Consider the following 24249-nt stretch of genomic DNA (forward strand, 5'->3'; position numbering starts at 1 on the left):
CGAAATGGGAGCGCTCTCCTTCGCATCAAGGTGACAAAACGCGCGAAACGCGATCGGTGGGGTGGCTGAGAGGGCCGGGTCCTAGGTGGTGGGCGGGAAGGTGCCCGCGCGGCCGAGGAGGGCGGGCACCTCGCGGCCGAGGCGCTCGGAGAGCCAGGCCGAGATGTCGATCACCGCGTTGATGTCGACGCCCGTGCGCACGCCCATCCGGTCCAGCGCGTAGAGCATGTCCTCGGTGGCCACGTTGCCCTGCGGCGACGGGGTGTACGGGCAGCCGCCGATGCCGCCGACCGTCACGTCCAGGGTGGACACACCGCAGTCCAGCGCGGCCAGCGCGTTGGCGTAGCCGGTGTTGCGGGTGTTGTGGAAGTGGCCGCGCAGCGGGACTCCGGGCGCGACCGCGCGGACCGCGTCGGTGAGGCGGCGGACCTGGTCCGGGGTGCCGACGCCGATCGTGTCGGCGAGGGAGATCTCGTCCGGGCGGGCCTCGGCGACGCGGCGGGCGATGCCGATGACCTCCTCGGCGGAGACGTCCCCGCTGTACGGGCAGCCGAAGGCCGCCGCGATCGTCACCGTGGTGCGGACCCCCGTGCTGGCGGCCTCGGCGGCGATCTCGGTCCAGGCGCGCAGCGCGTCCTCGACGCCGACCGCGAGGTTGCGCCTGCTGAACTCCTCGGTGGCCGCCACGACCACGTTCACCTCGTCAACGCCCGCGGCCAGCGCGCGGTAGAGGCCCTTGCGGTTGAGCACCAGTCCGGCGTAGGAAACCCCCTGCACCCTCGGCACCGAGGCCATGACCTCTTCGGCGTCGGCGAGCTGGGGGACCTTCTCCGGGCGGACGAAGCTGGCCGCCTCGATCCGCCGGAGCCCGGCGGACACGCAGCACTCGATCAGCTCGATCTTGTCGACGGTGGACAGCAGGCGCGGCTCGTTCTGCAGGCCGTCCCTCGGCCCGACCTCGATCAACTCAATGCTGCGCATCGACCCGCCCTTGTATACAACTTCTCGACCAGCTGAAGGATTGATTTGGCTGGATAGTTGTGTCAAGCCGAATTGGATCCTAATTTGCATACAAAAGATCGGTAGGCTGGGACCGACCGCGCCGATGACGGTGGTGACTGAAGTGGCTCTGGCAGCCGAGAAGGCCTACGAGGTCCTGCGTACGGCGATCCTGGACGGCACCTACCCCCCTGCCGAGCGGCTGGGCGAGGTGGAGCTCGCCGACGCGCTCGGGATCAGCCGTACCCCGATTCGGGAGGCGCTACGCAGGCTGGAGGTCGAGGGCCTCGTCGAGCTGCTGCCGCACCGGGGCGCCAGGGTGGCCAGCTGGTCCAGGGAGGACCTCGACGAGATCTACGAGCTGCGCATCCTGCTGGAGTCCTTCGCCGCGGCCAGGGCCGCGTCCCGGGTCTCCGACGACCAGCTGAGGCGGCTGGGCGAGCTGCGCGACGAGATGGACCGGGCCGTGCACGCGGGCGACGTGGAGCGGGTCGCGGCGTGCAACGCGGAGTTCCACGGCATCGTCCGGCGGGCCGCCTCCAGCACCAGGCTGCTGATGATGCTCAACGCCGTCGTCCAGCTGCCCCTTGTGCTGCAGACCTTTCACCGCTACACCCATGAGGACCTCCAGCGGAGTGCGGCCCACCACCGCGAGCTGGTGCACGCGTTCCGAGCGAGGGATCCGGCATGGGCGGAGTCAGTGATGCGGTCGCACGTGCTGGCCGCCAAGCGCGTGCTCGCGGGCGAGCCGAGGGATGAGGAGTAGACACGCCATGGGGTACCGCCTCGGCGTCGACGTCGGTGGCACCTTCACCGACGTGCTGCTGGTCGAACAGGCCACCGGCCGCACCTTCCGCGTCAAGACGCCCTCAACGCCCGACAACGCCGGGGTGGGCGTGCGCAGGGGCATCGCCCTGGTCTGCGAGCAGGCCGGGGTCCGGCCGGACCAGGTCAGCCAGGTGGTGCACGGGACGACGCTGGCGACCAACCTGATCCTGCAGGGCAAGGGCGCGCGGGTCGGCCTCGTGACCACGCACGGCTTCCGCCGGATGCTCCAGATCGCCCGCTCCTACCTGCCGAGCCCGCTGGCGGGCTGGGTGATGTGGCCGAAGCCGGAACCGTTGGCGCGCATGGAGAACACCGTCGAGGTGGTGGAGCGCGTCGACGCCGACGGCACCGTGGTTGTGCCGTTGGACGTGCAGGACGCGCGGGAGGGGCTGCGCGGTCTGCGCGGGTCCGGCATCGAGGCGCTGACGATCTCGCTGCTGAACTCCTACGCCAACGACGTGCACGAGCGGCTGCTCGCCGAGATCGCGGCCGAGGAGCTGCCCGGAGTGCCGATCTCCTTGTCCGCCAAGGTGATCGCCGAGCCGGGGGAGTACGAGCGGGCCCTCGCCGCGGTGACCAGCAGCTACGTGCGGCCCGGGGTCTCCCGCTACCTCGGCGATCTCGGTGACGTGCTCGACAGCGCCGGTATCGCGGCGCCGCTGTCGATCCTGCGCGGCGACGGCGAGCAGACCATGCCCGACCGCGCGGCCGACCAGCCGCTGGGGCTGCTGCAGTCCGGGCCCGTCGGCGGGGTCGCCGGGGCCAGCTGGTTCGCCCAGCAGCTCGGGCTGCGCGACTTCCTGACCTTCGACATGGGCGGAACGTCCACCGACATCGCCCTGGTCCGCGACGGGCGCCCGCGCGTGGCCAAGCAGACCGTGGTCGGCCGGATCGAGGTCCGGGCCAACAGCGTGGACGTGCGCAGCGTCGGAGCGGGCGGCGGGTCGATCGCGGCGCTGGACGAGCACGGCGACCTGGTGGTCGGGCCGGAGTCGGCGGGCGCGCGCCCGGGGCCCGTCGCGTACGGGCTCGGCGGTGACGAGCCGACGGTGACCGACGCGAACGTGCTGCTCGGCCACCTGCCGGGCAAGCTGGCGGGCGGCGAGATCATGCTCGACCGCGCGGCGGCTCGCCGGGCGCTGAAGGGCCTCGCCCACGAGCTGGGCATCCAGCGCTCCTTCGAGGCCGCCGAGCAGGTCATCGAGACGGTCAACGAGAACATGGCCGCGGCGATGCGCCTGATCAGCGTGCGCCAGGGCGCGGAGCCCAAGGACTTCGCGCTGCTGGCCTACGGCGGCGCGGGACCGTTGCACGCCAACGCGATCGGCGTGCTCACCGGCAGCTGGCCGGTGATCGTCCCGCCCGCGCCCGGTGTGCTGTGCGCGCACGGCGACGCGACCGCGGGCCTGCGCGACGAGGACACCGCGTTCATACGTCGTCCCCTTGATGAAATCGATAACAGTGAGCTCAGAGCCCTAATAGATGATCTTGAGAGGTCAGTGTGCCACCGGCTTGAGTCCCTGGGCGTGCCCCGGGCCGAGCAGACCGTGCGCCGCGAGGCCGTCCTGCGCGGCCGCCGACGGGGCCAGGAGTTGCGCGTCGAGCTCACCGACTCCCTGCTCGGCTCGCAGGACCTGCTCAGGGCCCTCGGCCACCTCCTCGGCGACGTCCCACCCGCCGAACGCGAGCTGGTGCGGATCGGACTGGTCGCACGTGGCCCCCGGCTGGCCTTCGTCTCCGCGGCGGTGCCTCCCGGTGAGGCGGTCCCGGTCACCGCGCTGATCGGCCACACCGAGATCTGGCACGGCGGCAGGCCGGTGGACGCGCGCATCTACGACCGGGCGAAGCTGCTGGCGGGCAACGTGGTCGTCGGTCCGGCGATCATCATGGAGATGGACTCCACCACCCTGGTCCTCGCCGGGCACGCGGCGACCGTCCACCCCACCGGCTGCCTGGTCCTGCGGCCGCAGGGCTGACCCCAGCAGCCCGGACGCGACGGCCGCCAGCAACGCGATCTCGGTGAGCAGCAGCGCCCGCTCGGTGAGCCCGAGCACGAAGATCCCGTCGGCGACACCGGAAACCGGGTAGTCGGGCAGCAGGCTCACCGAGAACACCGCCATCACGCCCCACACCGACAGGACCAGCCGCCGCACCGGGAACACCGGCGCCAGCAGTGAACCGGCGATCGGCAGTGCGACGAACGCGGCCCCGATGGAGTACAGGTGGATGCTCCCGCCGACGGTCACCTCCCCGAGGTCGTCGGTGGGGAACACCGCGACCGCGCCGAGCCCGGCCAGCCACACGGCGAACAACGCGAGGAGTCGCGGATCCCTTGTCACATCGACAAGTCCCCACAGCAACGCGGCCGACCCGACGAACAACGACAGCACGGCGGCGGTGAAGAGAACGCCCGCCCCGTCGACGTAGACGTACTCGCTGATGGTCCGGCCGACGACGTCGAAGCTGTCGAAGGAGCTGATGTCGAGGTAGAGCACGGACGCCGTCGAGAAACCGAAGCCGGTGAGCGCGAGCACCGCCGCACTGGTCCTCCGCCGCGTGTCAGCCATGCGATCGAGTCTGCGCCGCGAACTTTAAGAGAACGGTGAGAGCGGAGTGAGCCTTCGCGCCACTTTTCCTTAGGAACCGAAGCCGGGCGCGCAGGATCAGAGCCTGTCCTGCAAGTCATCCCGATGCCCCGAGGCGGCGCCACCTCCGTGCCCCCATGTGCGCGTGGCCCTGGCTGGCGTGGTCGGGGTTTTCGCGTTTTGTCACCTTGATGCGCAAAGGAGCGCTCCCAATTCGCATTAAGGTGACAAAACGCGAACTGGGGGGCACGTGGGTGGGGGCGCCAGGGGGTGGTGTTGCCACGTGCAGGGCACGACCTAGTGGGCGGCGCGGCGGTAGGCCTCCACGGTGGTCTCCGCGCAGCGGCGCCAGGTGAACTCCGCGGCACGGGTCCGGCGAGCCGCCAGGGTGCCCGCGTCGGCGGAGGACTTGACCACCGTCTCCAGTGCGTCGGTCAGCGCGTCGACGTCGCCCACCGGCACGTGCAGCGCCTGACCGCCCGCCACTTCGCGCAGCGACGGCACGTCGGAGCACACCACCGGCACCCCGCACGCCAGCGCCTCCAGCACCGGCAGGCCGAAGCCCTCGTCGCGGGACGGCAGCACCAGCACCGACGCGCCCGCCACCACTCGGCGCAGGTCCAGCTCCGACAGGTATCCCGTGCGGATCACGTCGCCGTCGGTGCGCGCGGGTCCCGGCCCGGCCAGCACCAGCGGCGGCAGGGCCGCGCTCGCCCCGTGCGCCTTCAGCAGGTTCGGCAGGCCCTTGCGGGGGTTCTCCGCGCCCACGTGGAGCACGTAGCGCTCCGGCAGGTTGAGCCGCTTGCGCAGCGCCAGGCTCGGCGCCTGGGCCACGAACCACGCCGGGTCGACGCCGAGCGGGGTGACGATGATCTTGTCATCGCGCACGCCGAGCCGCTCGTGCACCACGTCGGCGACCGCGCGGGTGGGCGTGCAGATCACCGCCGCGCGCTTCGCCGAGACGCGGACCAGTTCGGGCAGGTCACTCTCCACTTCGGACAGTTCGTCCGCGGCGTCGAGGAAGGCGAGGTCGTGGATGGTCAGCACACCACCGGCGCGCAACGACGGCGGCAGCACGAAGTTCGTGCCGTGCACCACGTCGGTCGGCCCGGCGAACAGCTCCACCGGCGGCAGCGGCGTGCGCAGCCAGCACGCACGCAGGGCCCTCGCGGGCACCGGCAGACCGCGGGCCTTCACACCGTGCGGCACCACCGAGCGCAGCTGGCGCCAGCCGCGCGTGGTGAACGCGACCGCGCGGACCTGGATCTCCGGCATCGACGCCAGCTCCTCGGCGAGGGCCGAGGTGTAGCGGCCGACGCCGGTGCGGTCGCCCAGCAACGGGTTGCCGTCCAGCAGGACCCGCAGCGGCTTGGTGTTCTCCGCCATCAGCGGCCCCGCAATCTCTCACGCACCAGGCGGCGGAGGCGGCCGGAGGCGCGCTTGGCGACCTCGGCGGCTCCACCGGCTTCCAGGTACTCCTTCACCAGCCCGATGTCCCTGCGCACCCGCTGCGACACCCCGACCGGCAGCACCGAGGGCGCCGGGGCGCCCGTCCTGCGGTCGGCGGCGGGCTGGGGGTTGCGGCAGAACTCCACCAGCGGCGCCAGCACCTGCTCCCAGGTGAAGCGCTCGCGGACGACCGCGATGTTGTCCACGCAGCGCGCGGCGAACTCCGTGTCGTAGAGCACCTTCTCCAGCGCGTCGGCAAGCGCCCGCGGGTCCTCGGCCGGCACGACCAGGCCGAGGCCCTCCGTGCGCACCATGTCCGCGAAGGCGTCGCCGTCGGTGGTGATGATCGGCAGCCCCGCCCACAGGTAGTCCAGCGTCCTGGTGCGGAAGGCGAAGGTCGTCTCGACGTGCTCGTAGTGCGTCGTGACACCGCAGTTCGCGTCCAGCAGCCAGTTCTGCCGCTCGTGGTAGGGCACCCAGCCCTCGTTGAAGAACACGTGCCGCCCCACGATGTCCAGCCGCTCCGCGAGCCGCCGGGTCTGGGTCGCCATGTCCATCTCGGGCACGTCCGGGTTGGGGTGGCGCATGCCGAGGAAGCAGAGCTTCACGTCGGAACGCTTGTGCCGCAACCGGTCCACCGCGTGCACCAGGGTCAGCGGGTCGAACCAGGAGTAGACGCCACCGGCCCACAGCACGACCTTGTCGTCCTCGCCGATGCCGTCAACGCCTGCCCGGAGACCGGGGCCGGTGCGCTCGGCGGGTTTGGCGGACAGGCCGAACGGCGACACCGCGAGCAGCGAGCGCACCGTCGGGTCGGCGTCGTAGAGCAGCGGGGTGAGCCTGCCGATCGCGCCGAGGTGGCCCAGCCACAGGTGCCGCTGCCGCTCCGAGGCGCACAGGAAGAAGTCGCCGCGCTCCAGCTGGTTGCTCAGCACCGTGGTGACCACGTCGACCACGTGCGCGCGCTGGCCCGCGTCCAGGTCCTTGCCCTGTTCGAGCTGTTCGAGGTGCATCGGGTCGTAGACGTCGCAGACCAGGATCTGCTCGGAGGTCTTCAGCCAGGGCAGCATCTCCAGCACGTGGCCCTGCAACACGATCACGTCGGCCCACGGCGTCTGCTCGTGCATCTTCGCGGGCGGGATGTAGCGCACCGGGAACGGCGCCTCGGGCGGCTCGCAGTGCCTGTTCAGCGTGACCAGCCGGACCTCGTGCTCCCGGCCGAGCACCTCGGCCATGTTCCACGCGCGGATCGCGGGCCCGGCCATCTTCTTCGAGATCGAGTCCGCGGTGATCACCATGATCTTGCGCGGCCTGCCGTAGACCTCGTCAACGCCGAGGGTCTCCACCAGCGCGTCGTGCGCCAGCAGGTACGGGATCTCCGGCGACGCGCGCTCCATCGCGTTGCGCATCAACGGGAGCAGGTCCCGGTCGGAGCGGCGGCGGGCGGCCTGCTCGACCTCGCGGGAGGCCTTCAGCGAGGGCAGCATCTCCACGAAGCGGTCGATGGCCAGCATCCCGGCGAGGGTGATCCTGGGCAGCTCCACCGGGCCGGAGAGGTCGGGGCCGTCCGGCCGCCTGGTGATCTCCAGCTGCTCCGGGTCGACCTCGCCGCGCGCGGTCGCCCTGCGCACGGTCAGCGCGAGCGCGGCCGGCAGCGCCTTGGCCAGCGTCTCGTCCTCGACGTTCTTGTACAGCGCGGCGAGGGCGTTGCGCTCCAGCAGGTACGCCTCGCGCGAGTTGTCCACAGTGGACATCGAGGCGTGGTGCCGGTGGTAGGCGATCGAGCGCGGCTCGAACCGGACCCGCCAGCCGCGCAGGTTCATCCGCCAGCCGAGGTCGACGTCCTCGTAGAACATGAAGAACCGCTCGTCGAAGCCGCCGAGCGCGCGGAAGACCTCGGCGCGGACGAACAGCGAGGAGCCGGTGCCGAAGAGCACGTCCTTGGGGCTGTCGTGGCTGCCGTCGTCCCGCTGGCCGCCGTGCAGCTTGTAGCCGGCGCCGTACCAGGCCAGCCCGCCGTCGACGAAGTCGATCTTCTTGCCGTCCCAGTCCAGCACCTTGCCGGCGACCGCGCCCACGGTGCGGTCCGCGGCCAGCACCGCGACCGCGGCGCTGGCCCAGTTCCGGTGCGGACGGGCGTCGTTGTTCAGGAAGGCCAGCACCTGGCCCTTGGCGTGCTCGACGCCGAGGTTGCAGCCGCCCGCGAAGCCCAGGTTGGCGGGGGCCTCGACCAGCCGGACGCCCGGTTCGGCGCGCAGCCGCTCTGCCGAGCCGTCGCCGGAGGCGTTGTCGACGCAGATGATGTCCAGCCGGTCGGAGGGGTAGTCCAAGTCCGTGCGCAGAGCGCGCAGGCAGGTGAGGGTGTCCTCGACGCCGCGGTAGTTGACCACTACCACGGAGACGAGGGGCAGCGCCGCCCGGTCCGCCACGTTCCTGGCTCCTTCCCGCCGTGTTTTCGAGGGCATAAGCGTGCACCATCCGGCGTTGATCACTACTGGGAGTCGGGTAGAACGCCGAGTGATCTGGCGCTCACCGTATGGTGACCTGCGCACCCAGGTAGGGAGGCAGTGATGGGCCAGCTTCGGATCCGGCCGCTCAACAAGCTGTCGGATGACCAGTTCGACGTGGTCCAGGGCATCTTTGAGCAGGCATATCCGGATTGGCTGCGCCTGTCGATCGACGAGCTGGACGGCGGAAGGGGCTCCGACCGGATCGCGGTCGCGGGGCTGCTCGACGAGGTCCCGGTGGGCTTCGCGGCGGTCCGCGTGCTCCCCCGATCGGGTTGGTCTTTCCTCAGATACTTCGCGATCACCCCCGATCGCAGGCGCGAGGGACTCGGCCGCACGATGTGGACCGAACTCGTGGACTACCTGGCGCTCAACGTCGCCCCGCGCCGCCTGGTGTGGGAGGCGCAGCTGCCGGAGCGGTCCCAGCCGGGTTCGCCGCAGCACGAGGCGCGCACGACGGCGCTGGCCTTCTACGAGGCCATCGGCGGTGAGGTGCTGCCGGTGCACGACTACGTCATGCCGACGACGCTCGGCCTGCCCGCCGAGCCGATGCTGCTGATGGCGCTGGACCCGACCAGCCCGGTGAAGGACCCGAACGGCCTGGTCAAGTCGTTGCTCTCCGAGCACTACGGCGTCTGACCGGCCCACTTCCGCCAGATCGCGTTCCGCGCGCCACGGCTGGCTTCCACGCGCCGCCGGGCGGCGAGCGAACGCGGCAGCCGGACCAGGACCTCGCCGAGCACGCGCAGCCGCAGCCGCACGGAGAAGTTCGCCGCGTCCGGCCGTGACCCGCGCAGCGGCAGCAGCGCGGTGATCGCGGCGAACCTGGCGAGCTGGGTCAGGGCCACCCCGGCCGGAGCGCAGCGCAGCAGCATGAGCAGCCGGTTCCGCTCGTTCCAGCGGTGGAAACTCCGCGAGCCGGGCTTGGTGCTGGCGCCGTGCTGGTGGAGCACGCGCGCGTTCGGGGCCGGGACGATCTCGTGCCCGTCGAGCCGCAGGCGCCACGCGGTCTCGGTGTCCTCGTAGTAGCAGAAGAAGTCGGCCGGAACTCCGCCGACGGCACGCAGGACTTCGGTCCGCAGCAGCACCGCGCCACCACAGAACCCGAAAACCTCTTGGGTTTCTTGGTTGACGTCCGCCCCGTGCCCGTCGGCGGTCAACCGCACACCTGTCGATTGGACGGTCCCGGCCGGCGTGAGCAGCACCGAGCTGGCGGCGGCCGCATCGGGCCGATCGTCGAGCGCTTTCTCAAGCGCCCCAAGCCAATCAGGCTCCGGGGCGGCGTCGTCGTTGAGCCACGCGACGAACTCCGTGCCGACCCGGGGGAGTGCGGCGGCGATACCGCCCGCGTAACCCAGGTTCTGCTTGAGCCGCAGCACGTCCACGTCGCGCAGCAACTCCGCGGTGCCGTCGTCGGAGGCGTTGTCCACCACGAGGATCCGATGTGGACGGTCCTGGGCCCGCAGTGCGCTCAGGCAGGCCTCGATGTGCTCGCGCCCACGCCACGTCACCACGACCACCGTGCTCCGCACACCGCCCACCCTGGGAAAGTACCTGGCATGCCGGAGTTGGTTGTGGTGGCGGAGCAGTTGCTGGCGCCCGTGCCTGGCGGGACCGCGCGGTACACCAGGGAGCTGGTGCGCGCGCTGGCCTCGACCGCACCCGTTGGGTGGGAGGTCAGCACGGTCGTCGCCCGGCACGCCGATCCGAGCGCCGCGATCATCCCCGGCGCGAACGGACCGCGTGTGCTCGGCCTGCCTCGGCGCGCGTTGACCGCCGCGTGGGAGCGCGGGCTGCCCTTGTGGCCTGGCGGCGACTCCGTGCACGCTCCGACGCCGTTGGCGCCCGCCAGGGCGAAGCGCGGCCGCAGCCTCGTCGTCACCGTGCACGACACCGTGCCGTGGACCCATCCCGAGACCCTGACGCGCCGCGGTGTCGGCTGGCACCGCCGGATGATCACCCGCGCGGTCGACCGGGCCGATGCGATCGTGGTGCCCACCGCGGCCGTCGCCGCCGACCTCGCGCGCTTCGCGCCCGGATCGAGCCAGGTCCACGTGATCGGCGAAGGCGTCTCCGCGAGCCTCGGCGAACCCGATCAGTCCACACAGGACGCCGTCGCGCACCGGTTGGACCTGCCGAAGCGGTACCTGCTCGCGGTGGGCACGGTGGAACCGCGCAAGGGACTGGATGTGCTGGTCAAGGCCCTCGCTGAGGAGGGGGCGCCGGAGATGCCCCTGCTCGTCGCGGGCGCCCGGGGCTGGGGCGGCGTGGACCTGGCCGCGCTGGGGCGGGCCGCAGGGCTGGACGCCGGGAGGGTCCGGCACCTCGGCGCGGTGTCCGACGCCGACCTCGGCGTGCTGTTGCACGGGGCCGCCGCGCTGGTCGCGCCGAGCCAGGCCGAGGGCTTCGGGCTGCCCGTGCTCGAAGCCATGGCCGCCGGTGTCCCGGTGGTCCACTCCGACGCGCCCGCGCTGGTCGAGGTGGCGGGCGGCGCGGGGATCACGGTGCGCAGGGGTGATCCCGGCGCGCTCGCGCGGGCGCTGCGCACAGTGGTGTCCGACCCCGGCCGGGCGACGGCGATGGCCGAGGCGGGGCGGCTGCGGGCCCGTGAGTACAGCTGGGCGAACGCCGCGCGGCTCGCCTGGGGGGTGCACCAGCGGTGCTATGCCACGGTCCGTGCGGATGAGCGCTGAAGATCACTCGATTGGGTCTTTGATCACGTCGCCGCCATCGTTGCCACTTCCGATTCGCCGAATGCTGGCGTGCTTCAGCGTGATCGGCCTTAGGCTGCCCGGGTGGTGTTTCCCGATCCCCGCGTGCTCATCGACGCCACCTCCGTGCCCGCTGACCGCGGTGGGGTCGGCCGCTACGTCGACGCCCTGGTCGCCGCGCTGGACGCAGACGGCTCCCGGATCACCGTGGTCTGCCAGCCCCGCGACGCCGAGCTCTACGGCAAGCTCGCGCCGAACGCGCGCGTCGTCGTCGCCACCGAGACCGTCACGACGCGGACCTCGCGGCTGACCTGGGAGCAGGCCACCCTGCCCGGCCTGGTCCGCAGGCTGAACGTCCAGGTCGTGCACTCCCCGCACTACACGGCGCCGTTGGCCAACCCGGCCGCCTCCGTCGTCACCCTGCACGACGCGACCTTCTTCACCGACGTGACGCTGCACTCCTCGGTGAAGGCCCGCTTCTTCCGGGCCTGGACCAGGACCTCGCTGCGCCGGGCCGAGGTCTGCGTGGTGCCCAGCCGCGCCACCGCGACCGAGCTGGTCCGCGTCGCGGGCGCCGACCCGAGGATCCTGCACGTGGCGCCGCACGGCGTCGAGCACGACCGCTTCCACCCGCCGACCCCGGAGGAGGTCCAGCTCGTCCGCGACGAGCTGGCGCTGCGCGACTCCGAGTACGTGGCCTTCCTCGGCACCCTGGAACCGCGCAAGAACGTGCCCGCGCTGATCAGGGGCTTCGCCAGGGCCTGCCGGGGCAGGGCCGACCCGCCCGCCCTGGTGCTCGCCGGCCAGCCGGGCTGGGACAGCCAGGTCGAGCGCGCGCTGGACTCGGTGCCGCACCGGCTCCGGGTGATCCGCTCCGGCTACCTGCCCTTCGACAACCTCGCCGGCTTCCTCGGCGGCGCGCAGCTGGTCTGCTACCCCAGCCTGGGCGAGGGCTTCGGCCTGCCGATGCTGGAGGCCATGGCCTGCGGCGCGTCCGTGCTGACCACGCGCAGGCTGAGCCTGCCGGAGGTCGGCGGCGACGCGGTCGCCTACTGCGGTGTGGGCGCCGGCGACATCGCTGCGGCGCTGTCGGACCTCTTCGACGACCCGGACCGCCGGGCCCAGCTCTCCCAGGCCGCCCAGCTCCGCGCCAAGGAGTTCACCTGGGCGGCCAGCGCTGCCAAGCACCGCGAGGCCTACGCGCGCGCCGTCGTCCTGCGCCGCCGTGGCCGGTGAGGGCGGCTTCGCGCTGAGGTGGGAGAATGCGACGCCGTGACGTCTGCGAGCAGCGACCCCCAGTCCTACGGCGACGAGCTCGGCGTGGTCACCGTGACGTACTCACCGGGAGACACCCTCGGCCGGTTCCTGGACACGCTGGTCAAGGCCACCAGCCGCGACGTGACGGTGGTGCTCGCCGACAACGGCTCCACCGACGGCGTGCCCGAGGCGGCCGCGGCGGAGCGGGAGAACGTCGAGTTCCTCCCCACCGGCGGCAACCTCGGCTACGGCGGTGGCGCGAACCGAGGGGTGGCGGCGCTGCCGGACTCCGTCGGCTGGATCGTGGTCGCCAACCCCGACCTGGAGTGGGGCCCCGGCTCGCTGGACGAGCTGATCGCCGCGGCTGAGCGCTGGCCGCGCGGTGGCGCGTTCGGGCCGCTGATCCGCGAGCCCAACGGCGAGGTCTACCCGTCCGCCCGGCTGCTGCCCGAGCTCGGCCGGGGAATCGGTCACGCGCTGTTCAGCAAGATCTGGGCGGGCAACCCGTGGACCCGGCAGTACCGCCAGGAGGACAAGACCGTCCGCGAGCGCACAGCCGGCTGGCTGTCCGGCTCCTGCCTGCTGATGCGGCGCGAGGCGTTTGACTCCGTCGCCGGGTTCGACCCGCGCTACTTCATGTTCTTCGAGGACGTCGACCTCGGCGACCGGCTCACCCGCAAGGGCTGGCAGAACGTGTACGTGCCCTCCGCCGAGGTGGTGCACATCGGCGGCGTGTCCACCGCCAAGGTCAAGCCGAAGATGCTGGCCGCGCACCACGACAGCGCCTACCGCTACCTCGCCGACCGGCACCCCGGCCCGGCGTGGGCCCCGGTGCGCCTGGCGATCAAGGCCGGGCTGGCGCTGCGGCTGAAGCTCGAAGTGCGCGGCGCCCAGCGCTGACGCGTCAGGACCAGTGCTGCTGGTCCTGACGCTGCTGCTGGGGTTGCTGCTGCTGGAGCGGGTCCGTGCGCTGCTGCGGCGGGTACTGGTGTTGCTGCTGCTGCTGTTGCTGGGGGTGCTGGGCCAGCTGCTGCGTCGGCTGGTTCTGCGGCAGCTTCTGGGTCTGCTGATTGGCCCCCTGCTGCTGCGGCCGCTGCTGGGGTTGCTGCTGCGGCCGCTGTTGCTGGCCGGGCTGCTGGAACTGCTCGGTCCGCTGCTGCTGCTGCTGCGGGTTCGGGTGCTGTCGCGGCGGTCGTCCGCCCTGCGGCATCACCATCGTCGACTCCGGGTCCGCGCCGCGGCGCGGATCGTTGCCGGTCACCACGATGCGCGGTATCTGCACCGTGTTGGCAGCGTCCATCGGGGAGGTGGCGTCGTCGGGCGTGACGACGAAGGAGCCTCGTGCCCTGGCGCGTGCCAGCAGCTCCTCGGCCCGTTCGCGGGGGTCCATTTCCGCTGACCTCTCCTACCGCCGGGTCCTGATGGGCTCAACCTATCGAACGACCGACCCGGTGTGAGGGTTGTCCCCGCACCGTGCCCGCGTCTGCCAGAGTATTCGTTCGCCGGGCATCCGTCAGCCACCCAAGGAGCGAGAAGCATGACCCAGGACCTCGTGGGGTCGAGCGTCGACGCCGTCCTGCTCGTCGGCGGAAAGGGCACCCGGCTGCGGCCGTTGACGCTCTCCGCCCCCAAGCCGATGCTGCCCACCGCGGGTGTGCCGTTCCTGACGCACATGCTCTCCAGGATCAGGGCGGCCGGGATCACCCACGTCGTGCTCGGCACCTCCTACAAGGCCGAGGTCTTCGAGGAGCACTTCGGCGACGGCTCCCACCTGGGCCTTGAGCTGGAGTACGTGGTCGAGGAGGTGCCGCTGGGCACCGGCGGCGGCATCCGCAACGTCGCGGACCGGCTGCGCGGGGACACCGCGATGATCTTCAACGGCGACATCCTCTCCGGGGTAGACCTGGGCGCGGTGCTCGGCACCCACCGGGAGGCCGACGCCGACGTGACCCTGCACCTGGTGAAGGTGGAGGACCCCAGACGCTTCGGCTGCGTGCCCACCGACGCCGACGGCAGGGTCACCGCGTTCCTGGAGAAGACCGAGAACCCGCCGACCGACCAGATCAACGCGGGCTGCTACGTCTTCCGCCGTTCGGTGCTGGAGTCCATCCCCGCCGGCCGCGAGGTCTCCGTCGAGCGCGAGACCTTCCCCGGCCTGCTCGCCTCCGGCGCACGTGTCCAGGGACACGTCGACGCCTCCTACTGGCTCGACCTCGGCACGCCCGCCGCCTTCGTCCAGGGCTCGGCGGACCTCGCCCGGGGCATCGCCCCCTCGGCCGCGCTGCCAGGCCCGGCGGGCGAGGCGATCGTGCTGGACGGCGCGATGCTGCGCGAAGGCGCCACGGTCACCGGTGGCTCCACCATCGGCGCGGGCTGCCAGCTCGGCATCGGCGCGCGGGTGGACGGCGCTGTGGTCTTCGACGGCGCGGTGATCGGCGCGGGCGCGGTCGTGGAGCGCTCGGTGATCGGCGCGCACGCCCGCGTCGGCGACGGCGCCGTCGTCCGGGACGCGGTGATCGGCGACGGCGCCGTCGTCGGCGCGAACTGCGAGCTGCGCGACGGCGTGCGGATCTGGCCGGGCGTCCAGCTGCCGGACGGCGGGGTCAGGTTCTCCGCCGACGCGTGAGCTAGGACGACCTCATCGCGGTGAAGTTGGCCCGGTACTGGTCGTGGATGGCCGCGGAGTCCAGCCGCAGCAGCGCCTCGTCGTTCTCCCGGAGCGCCGCGTTGGTGTAGTTGTGGCTCCCGGTCACCACCCACTTGCTGTTCTTCTTACCGGCGTAGGTGCCCTCGATCAGCAGGTACTTCGAGTGCACCACGAAGTCGCCGGGGATCTGCTTGAGCACGATCCGGTCGTGGCCGCGCAGGTGGTCGAGGCTGCCCGCGTCGAGCTCGGTGTAGACGACCTCCACCCAGCACTTCTTGGTGGCCAGCTCGCGGAGCTTGCGTGCGATGTCGTCCCGGCTGAAGCTCCACATCGCGATCCGGATGATCGTGCGCCCGGTCTTGGTGCCCACGGTGGTGTTGCCCTCGCACGCCACGTTGTCGTCGAGCATGTTGTAGATCGTGTCCGACGCCTCGCTTCTTCCCGCGCGCGGGAAGAAGTAGGTCTTGGCGTTCCCGCTGGCGTCCGAGCGGTAGTAGTCGTTGTTCTTCCGCTGCGCCACCAGGTCGCGGAAGTAGTTGAGGTAGGAGTTGTACAGCCCGGTGTTGCCCACCAGGGTCACCGCGTTGTTCCACATCTTCGTCGCGTTGGTCGGTGTGAGGTTCGCCGAGCCCTGCACGACGACGTTCTTCGCTCCCGAGGTGTCGGAGAACAGGAAGAACTTGTTGTGCATGATCGGCGTGCCCAGATCGCCGATGCACGCCCTTCCCTTGGTGCACAAGGCGACCCACGACGGCTTCGACCGGTCGGTGCCGAGCTTGGCGATCAGGTCGGCGCCCGCCGGTTTGTCCGAGGACATGTGGTCGAGCACCATCTGCACCCGCACACCGCGATCCCGCGCGGCGACGAGATCGGTGACGACGGTGGGATCGTTGAAGTGGTAGAGCGCGATGTTGATGGTCGAACCCGCCGCGGCGCCCCTGATCAACGACCGCAGGTGGTCGACGATCGCGCGCTGCTGCCCCGCGACGTGCGGGTTGTTGAACACGGCCCGGTCCGTGACCGCCGCAGCCGAGGCCGTCGGCAGCGAGAGCGAGGTGGCGGCGACGGCGCTGATCAGCGCGGCGGCCAGCACACGAAGTGAACGGCGCATCCCCCGACTATCCCCCGTCCCACCCGTTCGTAAGAGACCTTTCCTCTCACCCGGAAACCCCCACCCAGGAACCCCAACGGCCATTCGCGGGCTTATGGACGCTCGGAGTCGCTCCAGAAGGTCCATAAGCCCGCGAATGGCGGATGTCCGGTCGTGTGGGGGGCGAAGCGGTCCTCCGCGGCCATGAGCGGGCGAATCGGCGTTGAGGGTGCTGGTGGGGGCCCCTAAGTCCGCGAAGGCGATGTCGGTCGCTGGGGCTACCGGGGGCTCCTGGCGGCCATTCGCGGGCGAATGGGCGTTCGGGGGTGCTCCAGGAGGTCCATAAGCCCGCGAATGGCCGTCTTGGGAGGTGGGGAGGGTAGCGTGCTGCGGGTGGATGTGGGTGCCGCCGTTGTGACGTCTTGGCGGCCCGCGTTCGACGTTGATCCCGTTGTGGTGCTTCGGCCGCATCGGCGCGGGCACGGCGATCCCGCGTGGCGGCTTGATGCGCGCGGGACCGTGTGGCGGGCGTGCACCACGCCTGCCGGGGCCGTCACGCTCGCCGTGCGGCGTGCGGGTGACCACGTTCGGGGCTCCGCGTGGGGGCCCGGCGCGGAGTGGGCGATCCAGGGGCTGCCCGACCTGCTCGGTGCCTCCGATGACGACACCGGGTTCGTCGCGCACCACCCGCTTGTCGCGCAGGCGCGGGCGTTGCGGCCCGATCTGCGGCTGGGATCGAGCGGGCGGGTGTGGGACGCGCTGGTTCCCGCGATCCTGGAGCAGAAGGTCACCGGCAAGGAGGCGTGGCGGACGTGGCGCGAGCTCTGCTGCCGCTTCGGTGAGCCCGCTCCCGGACCCGCTCCGGAGGGCATGTTCGTGCCGCCGACGCCGGAGCGCGTGCGCGCCGTGCCGGACTGGGAGTGGCATCGCGTCGGGCTCGACGGGGGCAGGAGGCGGGCGCTGCTCGCTGTCGCCTCCGTCGCCAACCGGTTGGAGCGCGCGGCCGAACTCCGTGGGGTGCGGGGAAGAGATCTGCTCCGGCGGGTGCCGGGCATCGGTGTCTGGACTGCTGCGGAGGTCGCTCAGCGCGCGTGGGGAGATCCGGACGCGGTCAGCTTCGGCGACTTCCACCTGGCGAAGACCGTCGGGTGGGCGTTGCTGGGGCACGACATCGACGACGTCGAGCTTCGTGAGCTGCTTGAACCCTATGCGCCGCAACGGCAACGGGCGATCCGCTACCTGGAGGGCTCCGGCGTCAAGCGGCCGAGGTTCGGGCCGAGGTACTCCCCGCGCGACTACCGGGCCTTCTGAACCGCCAGCTCTTCTGCGGTGCGGCCGCGGATCTCCGCGACGACGGGTGAGCTGGCGAAGGCGCGCGAGACCGAGGCCAGCCAAGCGGTCTCGGACTCCACGCACGGCTCGACCTGGTGTGGGACGCAGAAGGGCTTGTCCCAGCGGTGTCCGGCTTTCCACGACACCAGAGCCGCCGCGATCGAGGACGCCTCCAGCAACACGGCGAGCTGGCGGGTGTCGGTGACCCGCGCCCGCCGGGCCGACTCGGTGACCCAGGCGCCGAGGTCCGGCGGGACGTGCGGGCGCAGGGCGAGGTCACCGTCCCTGATCTCGATGACGCGTCGGTACAGGGCGAACTCCACGTTCCTTGGCAGCCTGCTGTGCGAGGTCAACGCGATGCGGGGGAGCGCAGTGGTCAGCTCCGTCCACAGTGGATTGATGGCGCGGTAGCCCCGGTAGGCGGCGATGTGGCGCGACGCCTTTCCCAGCAGCTCGGTCCACCACGCCATCGTCGAGCCGACCAGCCAGAGCACCACCGCGAAGATGCTCAGCACCCGGTCCACCGGCGCCCGCAGCTCGGGGCCGAGGCCGAACAGCAGCACCAGCAACGGTTGTAGCGCTGACCAGGCTCCCCACAGCGCGCTGAACACCGCGGCGGCGACGATCGTGCGCAGTCCGGAACGGAACAGGCCGGGGGCGCACTGCCGCGCATACCGGCTGATCATGCGGACGAAAACCGCGATGCAACCGGTGGCGTAGAAGAAGAAAACCAGTCCGTAAGCGATCAGAACCGGGTTCGACACCGCTGCGGTGAAGATGTCCCTCGACATCGCGGTACCGGTGAGATCGCTGCTGGAGAAGGCCATCAGCGTTGTCATCGCCGCCCAGCTCGCCAGCAGCAGGGCGAAGACGGTGCGCGGTGGTTTCGCTGACTGCGTCGAGTAGGCGATGCCCACCATGTGGTAGACCGCCAGCAGCTGGGCGTGGTTGCACAGCAGTCGCGCTGTGTTGGGCAGCGGTTGCACCAGCACGATCAGCCGCTCGCTCTCCGGGGCCACGAGCGCGAGGCTGACCGCCAGCCACAGCAGGAACAGCAACAGGTGCCGCAGCCCCGGCGTCGGCGGCCGGTCCCGGTTGATGACCAGCTTGTACACCACGACGCCGATGATCAGGGCGCAGGTCAGCAGGTGGAAGCTGGGCAGCTCAGGCACCGCCGGACCGCCCGTCGAAGATGGACTCCAGCCCGTCGAGCCGCTGAACCTGGTGCGGCGCGGTGGGTCTGCGCCGCGCGCGGTGCAGGATCAGCGAGGCGAGCAGCTCCGCCTCCTGCTCCTTCTCCTCGCTGTAGGACGTGCGGCCGAGGACCCTGCGGACGAGGTCGGTGGAAAGGTTGGGCACCAGGACCGATGCCACCGCGGAGTCGACGACCGCGTCCCCCGCGTGGCCGCACAGCAGGTGCCCCAGCTCGTGCAGCAGGATGTGCTCCTGGTGCAGCGCGCTGGTGTCGGCCGCGTAGAAGATGTAATCGGCGCGGTCAGTGGCCGCCAGCACCCCGCACGGGGTGGACGGCCGCGTCGGCAGCTCGACGAGCTCGATCGGCCGGCCGCGCTGTCGAGCGAGTGTCTCGACGAACGCCGCGGCGTCGAACGGATCCGGGATCTCCAGTCCGCCCGCGATGCGTTCGCACTTGCGCCACAGCGCAGATCCCTTTGACCGCATGCGGACCCCGCCTCCCCCTGACGACGCGCTCGGGCCTACTGGCCCGCGGACTCCCCCTGCCCGCCGCGCCGAGCCTCCCTGCGCTCAATAGCATCGATGATGTCGTTCACCGTGCCAAGGCCCTCCTCGGAAAGGTTGACGGCGCGCAGGGCCACCTGGCGCACGGCGTTGTTCCGCAACGCGCCGAGGAGGTCGAGCTCCCTGGCGATCTCCGCACCCTGCTTGTCGTCGAAGAAGTAGGCGGGCGGTACCTGGAAGAACTCCGCGAGCGCTTCGAGGTGGCGCTTGGTCGGGTTGTCCCGCCTGCCGGTGCGCAGCTGCCAGAGGTAGGTCGCCGAGAAGGACTCCCCGGTCGCCTCCCGGCAGGCCTTCGCCACCTCCTCGTGGCTGTGCTGGTCACCGCCCGGCCTGCGGATCACCCGGAACAGGTTGTCGATCTTGTCGGCGAGCGTCCCCGCCGCGGTGCTGTCGGACATCGGTCTTCTCCTTCGTCGCCGCCGCACGCGACTCGGTACGGACCAGGGCGTGGTTCATGAGCCCATGTGAATGGAGATGCTATCGCCATTCGCGTGTGTTGACAGCGTTGCCTCGCTGGGGCAAGCTCTGCGGTGTCGGACATGAGCTGAGATGAATCAACGGGGGACGCTGGGTCATCTCAGCTGAAGGGTCGGCCGTCATGGCGGGCAAGGGGGAGGAACTCCGGTGAACAAGCAGCTCGCTGCGCTGCTGCCGCTGGTCGCGGTGGTGGCGTGCGCGCCGCCGATCGAGACGGCGCAGGACGACACGGTGCGACCGAGGGCGGCGAAGTCCCTCGAGGGCAAGGGTTTCGGGCACAGCCCGGACAACGCCGTCGGCAACGCGATCGAGAGTGCCTACCGGAGGGCGGCGGCCAAGGGCCACGTGCCGTCGAGCTGCGCGGTCGTCAGTGGTGAGCACTCCGCCCGGCCGCCCTACGGCTACGACGGGACAGCGCGGATCACGTGCTCGCGATGACGGCACTCGTGACTTACACCGACAAGGGCAGCGGAACCACCAGGGGCGGTGCGATCCGGATGGCGCAGAGGTACGCCACCGCGAAAGCCCTGCGCGAAGGGAACAGCCCCGAGTGGTGCCGGCTCGTCTCTTCGTCCGCGACCCAGATCGGCGCGGGTCTGTGGTGGGCGACGGTGACCATCAGCTGCTCCCGGCCGTGAGCGGCGGGGAGTGCGGCGCGGGCGGGGGCCGTGCCGGTTCGAGGGATGCGTTTCACAGCGAAGCTAAGGGGACACAGTGAAGAAGCTCCTACTCAGTGCTGCCGTGCTGGCCGCGATCACCTGCGCCGCGGTTCCGGCCACCGCGGCGCCCGTGACCCAGCAGGGGGCCAGCGCGTTGGAGACCCGTCTCTTCGACGGGCGCCAGATCGGCAACACCCCGTCGCAGGCGATCCAGGGCGCACTCGACGCCGCGTACAACCGCGCGTCCTGGGCCGGGTTCTCCCGGTCCCAGTGCTCGGTGGTCCGGACGTCGTACCTGCCAACCAGCGGCGGCTACGACGGTTCCGCCGTCATCAGCTGCACCAGGTGATCGCCGCCATGACGAAGACGATCACAAGGGGAGTCCTGGTGGGCACGGCGCTCGCTGCGGCGCTGGTCGTCGCTCCGGCCGCTCAGGCGAGCACCGTCGCCGGTGACGTCACCGCCAGTGAGACGCAGACGTTCCACGCGAGCGACTACGGCTCGGACAAGAAGCGGGCGATCAACAACGCGCACGAGGCCGCACGGAGGCACGCGGCGATCGCGGGTTTCATCCCGGGCAGCCAGTGCGTGCTGACGCACAGCGACTCGTCTCGGATCAGCGTCGGTTTCTGGCACGCCACTGTCGTCATCAGCTGCACCAGGCCATGAGGGAGAACAGGATGAACACGACGATGCGCAAGGCAGCTGTGGTCGCCTCGCTGTTCGCGGCGGCGATGGTGGTCGGGCCAGCGGCCCAGGCGAGCGCCACCACTGGTGACGTGACCGCCAGCGAGACGCAGACGTTCCACGCCACCGCCACTGGCTCGGACAAGAAGCGCTCGATCAACAAGGCGCGCGAGTCCGCGTACGGGCACGCGGCGGCGGCGGGCTATGTCCCGGCAACGCAGTGCGTGGTGACGCACAGCAGCTCGTCCCAGATCAGCGTCGGCTTCTGGTGGGCGGACGTCTTCATCAGCTGCACCAGGCCCTGACCGGGGCAAGGGGGAAACGGGGCCACGTGTCGACCCCAGCGACACGTGGCCCCTCGGGCGTCAGCGCAACGCCAGCGCGCGCCGGACCAGGTCCGGGATCGAGTCCACATCGGACGGAAGTTCGTCCACCGGCCACCACTGGAGATCGACGGACTCCTCGCTGCGGACCGGCTTCGCGCCGACCGGGGCCCGCACCACGAAGCGCACGTCGAGGTGCCGCGTCGGCACTCCGAGCGAGCAGGTGATCGGGTGCACCTCGACGTGCACCGGCCGGGGATCGATTGTCAGGCCACGGATTCCGGACTCCTCGGTCGCCTCGCGCAGTGCCGCGGCGACGAGCGTGGTGTCCTCCGGCTCGCAGTGGCCGCCGAGCTGGACCCAGCGGCCGACGCGCGGGTGCAGCGTCAGCAGCACGTGCTCCGAGGTCGCGTCCAGCACCACCGCCGACGCGGTGATGTGCCCCGGGGCGCAGGCGCGTTCGCACGCGTCCGGCCGTGCGGCGAGGAAGGCCAGCAGCGCGTGCTTCACCGACTGCTGCGCGTGGTCCTCCGGTTCCCAGTCGGTCAGCCGGCGAACGACGTCCGCGTGCAGGTTGCTCACAGCTCGACCAGTCCTTCCGCGAGCTCGCGCGGCGGGCGCGGGCTCGGATCGCCGTCGCTCGGGTGCCCGACCGCCACGCCACCGAGCGGCTCCCACTCGGCGGGCAGGTCGAGCACTCCGCGCACCACATCGGGACAGAAGATCGTTGAGGAAACCCAGCAGGAGCCCAGTTCCTCAGCAGCGAGCGCCACGAGGAGCCCCTGCACCGCGGCACCGCCAGCGACGGTGAACATCGTCCGCTCCGCCTCCGCGCGGCGAGCGTCCGGGTAGTCGTGCGCGCCCTCGCGGACCAGGAACGGCAACACGATCTCCGGTGCCTCGTAGAGCAGCCGGCCCCGGCGCACGCGTCGTTCGATCCGCTCGGCGCTCATCCCGTCGCCTGCCAGGTCGGACTGCCACGCCTCGCGCATCGCGTCGAGCAGCTTCGCCCGCAGCGACCGGTCCCGCACCCACACGAAGCGCACCGGCCGCGTGTGGTGCGGCGCGGGCGCGGTGAGCGCGGCGGTGACCGCCCTGCGCACCGCGTCGGGGTCAACAGGGCGCTCCTGGTCGTAGAAGCGGACCGAGCGCCGCATCAGCACGGCCTCCCGGCGGCCCTGAGCGATCGCGAGGTCCGTGCCCAACCGGAAGAGGTCCTCCTCCAAGGGGCGCAACAGGTCCCGCGCGGTCGAACCGTCGTCCACAAAGGACATGCCACGGACCACGGCGACCGGGTGCCCGCCGAGCTTGCCCTTGACCAGGTCGCCGGCGGCGGCGACCTCGTCGGCGATGGCGATCGAGGTCACCACGAGCTGGTTGCCCTGCGCGTCCACCCGGCCCGCGTAACCGTGCAGCACCGGCAGGCCCGCCGAGCCGATGGCCACGTCGGTCTGCCCGAGCCGCCACGTCCGGCCCATCGTGTCGGTGACCACCACGGCCACGTCGACACCCAGCAGCCGCGCGATCCCGGCGCGCAGCGCCGCCGCCGAGCCGTCCGGGTCCTCCGGCAGCAGCGCGATCTCGTCCCCGGCCACGTTGGAGGCGTCCACGCCGGAGGCCGCCTGGATGATGCCGAGCTTGTTCCTGGTGATCAGCGTGTTGCGGAACCGGGCGACCACCGCGTCGGACTCCTCGCGCACCAGCCGGCGGCGCAGCTGCTCGCGGCCGTCGTGGTCGCTGGGGGATGGCACCAGCCTTCCCTCCACTTTGGACAGCACCTTGCTCGTCACGACGAGCACGTCGCCGTCGCGCAGCCACGGCGCCGCCGAGGTGATCGCGCCGAGCAGGTCGTCGCCGGGGCGGAACTCCGGCAGGCCCTCGACGAGCAGCACCTCGACCTTGGTCGAGCCGTGGTCGCCGCTGGGCGTGGTGGTGTCGGTCACGGGGTGACTCCGGCGAGTGAGAAGGCCTCGGCGACCATGGCCGAGGTGGCGTCGACGTCGGACATGAGCATGGGGGCTGAGACGACCTTCACACCGGGCACGTCCGCGGTGTCGCCGGTGTGCACCAGCCAGCCGTCGAGCAGGCCGTCGCCGGGCTCGGCGCGCGAGCCGTAATGCCTGCCCACCGCCTCCGCGGTGGTCTCGACCCCGATCGCGGTCAGGCACGCGTCGGCCATGCCGCGCAGCGGCCTGCCGTCGATGATGGGGGAGATCCCGATCACCGGGGCCCTGCCCTCGCGCAGCGCCGCCCTGATCCCCGGCACCGCGAGCACGGTCCCCACGCTGACCACCGGGTTCGACGGCGCGAGCAGCACCACGTCGGCGTCGGCGATCGCCTCGACCACGCCGGGCGCCGGCTTCGCCTCCTCGGCCCCGACCGCGACGATCGCGTGCGCGGGCAGCCCGGCCCGGTGCCGCACCCACCACTCCTGGAAGTGGATCGCGCGCCGCTCGCCGGTCTCCGGGTCGTCGACCGCCACGTGCGTCTCGACCCGGTCGTCGCTGGCGGGCAGCAGCGTGACGCCCGGCTGCCAGCGGTCGCACAGGGCCTCGGTCACGGCCGAGAGCGGGAACCCGGCGCGCAGCATCCTGGAGCGGACCAGGTGCGTCGCGATGTCCCGGTCCCCGAGGCCGAACCAGGTGGGGTCGGCTCCGTAGGCCGCGAGCTCGTCCTTGACCGTCCAGCTCTCCCCGGCCCGGCCCCAGCCGCGCTCGGTGTCGATGCCGCCACCCAGGGTGTACATGCAGGTGTCCAGGTCCGGGCAGATCCGCAACCCGTGCATCCACACGTCGTCACCGGTGTTGACCAGCGCGGTCACCTGGTGCGGGGACGGCGCCGACCCGGTGGCGGGCATGCCGAGAGCGGCCTTCACCCCCAGCAGGAACCGAGCTCCGCCAACGCCACCGACCAGCACAACGACCTTCACGGGTGGCCATC

General features: G+C 71.4%; 25 protein-coding genes and 1 pseudogene. 13 read left to right on the top strand and 13 right to left on the bottom strand.

The annotated features are described in order from the left end of the window. Positions 1–81: 81 nt before the first annotated feature. Positions 82–981, bottom strand: coding sequence for a hydroxymethylglutaryl-CoA lyase (locus ACFFQA_RS12505; RefSeq protein WP_377851962.1), 900 nt, complete (start codon positions 979–981; stop codon positions 82–84). A 142-nt stretch (positions 982–1123) separates the two neighbouring features. On the opposite strand from ACFFQA_RS12505, the gene ACFFQA_RS12510 reads away from it, so the two are divergent. Together ACFFQA_RS12510 and ACFFQA_RS12515 are read left to right on the top strand one after the other, a co-directional pair. Continuing rightward, on the top strand, positions 1124–1765 hold the full coding sequence (locus ACFFQA_RS12510; protein WP_377851963.1) for a GntR family transcriptional regulator: 642 nt from the start codon (positions 1124–1126) through the stop codon (positions 1763–1765). 7 nt (positions 1766–1772) lie between these two features. Continuing rightward, positions 1773–3803 carry a hydantoinase/oxoprolinase family protein gene (locus ACFFQA_RS12515; RefSeq protein WP_377851964.1) on the top strand — a complete coding sequence of 677 codons (2031 nt, stop codon included), beginning with the start codon at positions 1773–1775 and terminating at the stop codon, positions 3801–3803. 24 nt (positions 3804–3827) lie between these two features. On the opposite strand, the pseudogene ACFFQA_RS12520 reads toward ACFFQA_RS12515, so the two are convergent. From ACFFQA_RS12520 to ACFFQA_RS12530, 3 genes and pseudogenes are all read right to left on the bottom strand, one after another. Further along, positions 3828–4394 (bottom strand): annotated as a pseudogene (locus tag ACFFQA_RS12520) (DUF998 domain-containing protein); the annotation flags it as partial. 315 nt (positions 4395–4709) lie between these two features. Beyond that, positions 4710–5798: a glycosyltransferase family 4 protein gene (locus tag ACFFQA_RS12525; protein WP_377851965.1), complete on the bottom strand. Its 1089-nt coding sequence runs from the start codon at positions 5796–5798 to the stop codon at positions 4710–4712. Next, a complete protein-coding gene (locus ACFFQA_RS12530) occupies positions 5798–8326 on the bottom strand; it encodes a glycosyltransferase (protein ID WP_377851966.1) in 2529 nt (842 codons plus the stop codon). Before ACFFQA_RS12530 ends, ACFFQA_RS12525 begins: the two co-directional genes overlap by 1 nt. Before the next feature lie 105 nt (positions 8327–8431). Between ACFFQA_RS12530 and ACFFQA_RS12535 the strand changes: the two genes are divergently transcribed. Next, positions 8432–9007 carry a GNAT family N-acetyltransferase gene (locus ACFFQA_RS12535; protein WP_377851967.1) on the top strand — a complete coding sequence of 192 codons (576 nt, stop codon included), beginning with the start codon at positions 8432–8434 and terminating at the stop codon, positions 9005–9007. Here the strand turns inward: ACFFQA_RS12535 and ACFFQA_RS12540 are convergent. After that, positions 8995–9900: a glycosyltransferase family 2 protein gene (locus tag ACFFQA_RS12540; RefSeq protein WP_377851968.1), complete on the bottom strand. Its 906-nt coding sequence runs from the start codon at positions 9898–9900 to the stop codon at positions 8995–8997. The two genes, ACFFQA_RS12535 and ACFFQA_RS12540, sit on opposite strands and share 13 nt — an antisense overlap. Positions 9901–9927: 27 nt before the next feature. Here ACFFQA_RS12540 and ACFFQA_RS12545 point away from each other — a divergent pair, with 27 nt between their 5' ends. The 3 genes from ACFFQA_RS12545 to ACFFQA_RS12555 all read left to right on the top strand — a co-directional run bounded on the left by ACFFQA_RS12545 (position 9928) and on the right by ACFFQA_RS12555 (position 13236). Continuing rightward, complete coding sequence (locus tag ACFFQA_RS12545; RefSeq protein WP_377851969.1) at positions 9928–11061, top strand: glycosyltransferase family 4 protein; 1134 nt, start codon at positions 9928–9930, stop codon at positions 11059–11061. A 123-nt stretch (positions 11062–11184) separates the two neighbouring features. Further along, complete coding sequence (locus ACFFQA_RS12550; RefSeq protein WP_377852268.1) at positions 11185–12315, top strand: glycosyltransferase family 4 protein; 1131 nt, start codon at positions 11185–11187, stop codon at positions 12313–12315. A gap of 36 nt (positions 12316–12351) precedes the next feature. Further along, positions 12352–13236 (top strand): glycosyltransferase family 2 protein, encoded by an 885-nt coding sequence (locus ACFFQA_RS12555; protein WP_377851970.1) that lies wholly within the window; start codon positions 12352–12354, stop codon positions 13234–13236. Positions 13237–13240: 4 nt separating this feature from the next. Here ACFFQA_RS12555 and ACFFQA_RS12560 read toward each other — a convergent pair whose 3' ends face one another. Further along, positions 13241–13726 carry a hypothetical protein gene (locus ACFFQA_RS12560; protein ID WP_377851971.1) on the bottom strand — a complete coding sequence of 162 codons (486 nt, stop codon included), beginning with the start codon at positions 13724–13726 and terminating at the stop codon, positions 13241–13243. Positions 13727–13873: 147 nt separating this feature from the next. On the opposite strand from ACFFQA_RS12560, the gene manB reads away from it, so the two are divergent. Continuing rightward, positions 13874–14962, top strand: a complete 1089-nt coding sequence (gene manB / locus ACFFQA_RS12565) for a mannose-1-phosphate guanylyltransferase (RefSeq protein ID WP_377851972.1) — start codon at positions 13874–13876, stop codon at positions 14960–14962. A 1-nt stretch (position 14963) separates the two neighbouring features. Here the strand turns inward: manB and ACFFQA_RS12570 are convergent, their stop codons facing one another. Then, positions 14964–16094 (bottom strand): phospholipase D-like domain-containing protein, encoded by a 1131-nt coding sequence (locus tag ACFFQA_RS12570; RefSeq protein ID WP_377851973.1) that lies wholly within the window; start codon positions 16092–16094, stop codon positions 14964–14966. A gap of 363 nt (positions 16095–16457) precedes the next feature. On the opposite strand from ACFFQA_RS12570, the gene ACFFQA_RS12575 reads away from it, so the two are divergent. Beyond that, positions 16458–17384, top strand: coding sequence for a DNA-3-methyladenine glycosylase family protein (locus ACFFQA_RS12575; RefSeq protein WP_377851974.1), 927 nt, complete (start codon positions 16458–16460; stop codon positions 17382–17384). Here ACFFQA_RS12575 and ACFFQA_RS12580 read toward each other — a convergent pair. Genes ACFFQA_RS12580 through ACFFQA_RS12590 form a run of 3 tightly spaced genes read right to left on the bottom strand, consistent with a single transcriptional unit; the run spans position 17369 to position 19561 of the window. Next, positions 17369–18577 (bottom strand): MAB_1171c family putative transporter, encoded by a 1209-nt coding sequence (locus ACFFQA_RS12580; protein ID WP_377851975.1) that lies wholly within the window; start codon positions 18575–18577, stop codon positions 17369–17371. The two genes, ACFFQA_RS12575 and ACFFQA_RS12580, sit on opposite strands and share 16 nt — an antisense overlap. Next, complete coding sequence (locus ACFFQA_RS12585) at positions 18570–19085, bottom strand: M48 family metalloprotease (protein WP_377851976.1); 516 nt, start codon at positions 19083–19085, stop codon at positions 18570–18572. The genes ACFFQA_RS12580 and ACFFQA_RS12585 overlap by 8 nt, the downstream gene beginning before the upstream one ends. 35 nt (positions 19086–19120) lie before the next feature. After that, a complete protein-coding gene (locus ACFFQA_RS12590) occupies positions 19121–19561 on the bottom strand; it encodes an XRE family transcriptional regulator (protein WP_377851977.1) in 441 nt (146 codons plus the stop codon). A gap of 226 nt (positions 19562–19787) precedes the next feature. Here ACFFQA_RS12590 and ACFFQA_RS12595 point away from each other — a divergent pair, with 226 nt between their 5' ends. From ACFFQA_RS12595 to ACFFQA_RS12615, 5 genes are all read left to right on the top strand, one after another. After that, positions 19788–20078, top strand: coding sequence for a hypothetical protein (locus tag ACFFQA_RS12595; protein ID WP_377851978.1), 291 nt, complete (start codon positions 19788–19790; stop codon positions 20076–20078). Further along, entirely contained in the window at positions 20075–20278 is a 204-nt protein-coding gene (locus tag ACFFQA_RS12600; RefSeq protein WP_377851979.1) for a hypothetical protein, read from the top strand. Before ACFFQA_RS12595 ends, ACFFQA_RS12600 begins: the two co-directional genes overlap by 4 nt. A gap of 76 nt (positions 20279–20354) precedes the next feature. Continuing rightward, positions 20355–20648, top strand: coding sequence for a hypothetical protein (locus ACFFQA_RS12605; RefSeq protein ID WP_377851980.1), 294 nt, complete (start codon positions 20355–20357; stop codon positions 20646–20648). 8 nt (positions 20649–20656) lie between these two features. Beyond that, positions 20657–20968: a hypothetical protein gene (locus ACFFQA_RS12610; RefSeq protein WP_377851981.1), complete on the top strand. Its 312-nt coding sequence runs from the start codon at positions 20657–20659 to the stop codon at positions 20966–20968. 11 nt (positions 20969–20979) lie between these two features. Continuing rightward, a complete protein-coding gene (locus ACFFQA_RS12615; RefSeq protein WP_377851982.1) occupies positions 20980–21291 on the top strand; it encodes a hypothetical protein in 312 nt (103 codons plus the stop codon). Between the two features lie 60 nt (positions 21292–21351). Here ACFFQA_RS12615 and ACFFQA_RS12620 read toward each other — a convergent pair whose 3' ends face one another. The 3 genes from ACFFQA_RS12620 to cofD are packed head-to-tail and all read right to left on the bottom strand — an operon-like array spanning position 21352 to position 24238. Next, positions 21352–21891 (bottom strand): NUDIX hydrolase, encoded by a 540-nt coding sequence (locus ACFFQA_RS12620; protein ID WP_377851983.1) that lies wholly within the window; start codon positions 21889–21891, stop codon positions 21352–21354. Then, on the bottom strand, positions 21888–23252 hold the full coding sequence (locus tag ACFFQA_RS12625; RefSeq protein WP_377851984.1) for a coenzyme F420-0:L-glutamate ligase: 1365 nt from the start codon (positions 23250–23252) through the stop codon (positions 21888–21890). The genes ACFFQA_RS12620 and ACFFQA_RS12625 overlap by 4 nt, the downstream gene beginning before the upstream one ends. Then, positions 23249–24238, bottom strand: coding sequence for a 2-phospho-L-lactate transferase (gene cofD, locus ACFFQA_RS12630; RefSeq protein ID WP_377851985.1), 990 nt, complete (start codon positions 24236–24238; stop codon positions 23249–23251). Before cofD ends, ACFFQA_RS12625 begins: the two co-directional genes overlap by 4 nt. Between the last annotated feature and the right edge of the window lie 11 nt (positions 24239–24249).

The sequence above is a fragment of the Allokutzneria oryzae genome (assembly GCF_042429765.1).
In the GTDB taxonomy this organism is placed as follows: Bacteria; Actinomycetota; Actinomycetes; order Mycobacteriales; family Pseudonocardiaceae; genus Allokutzneria; species Allokutzneria oryzae.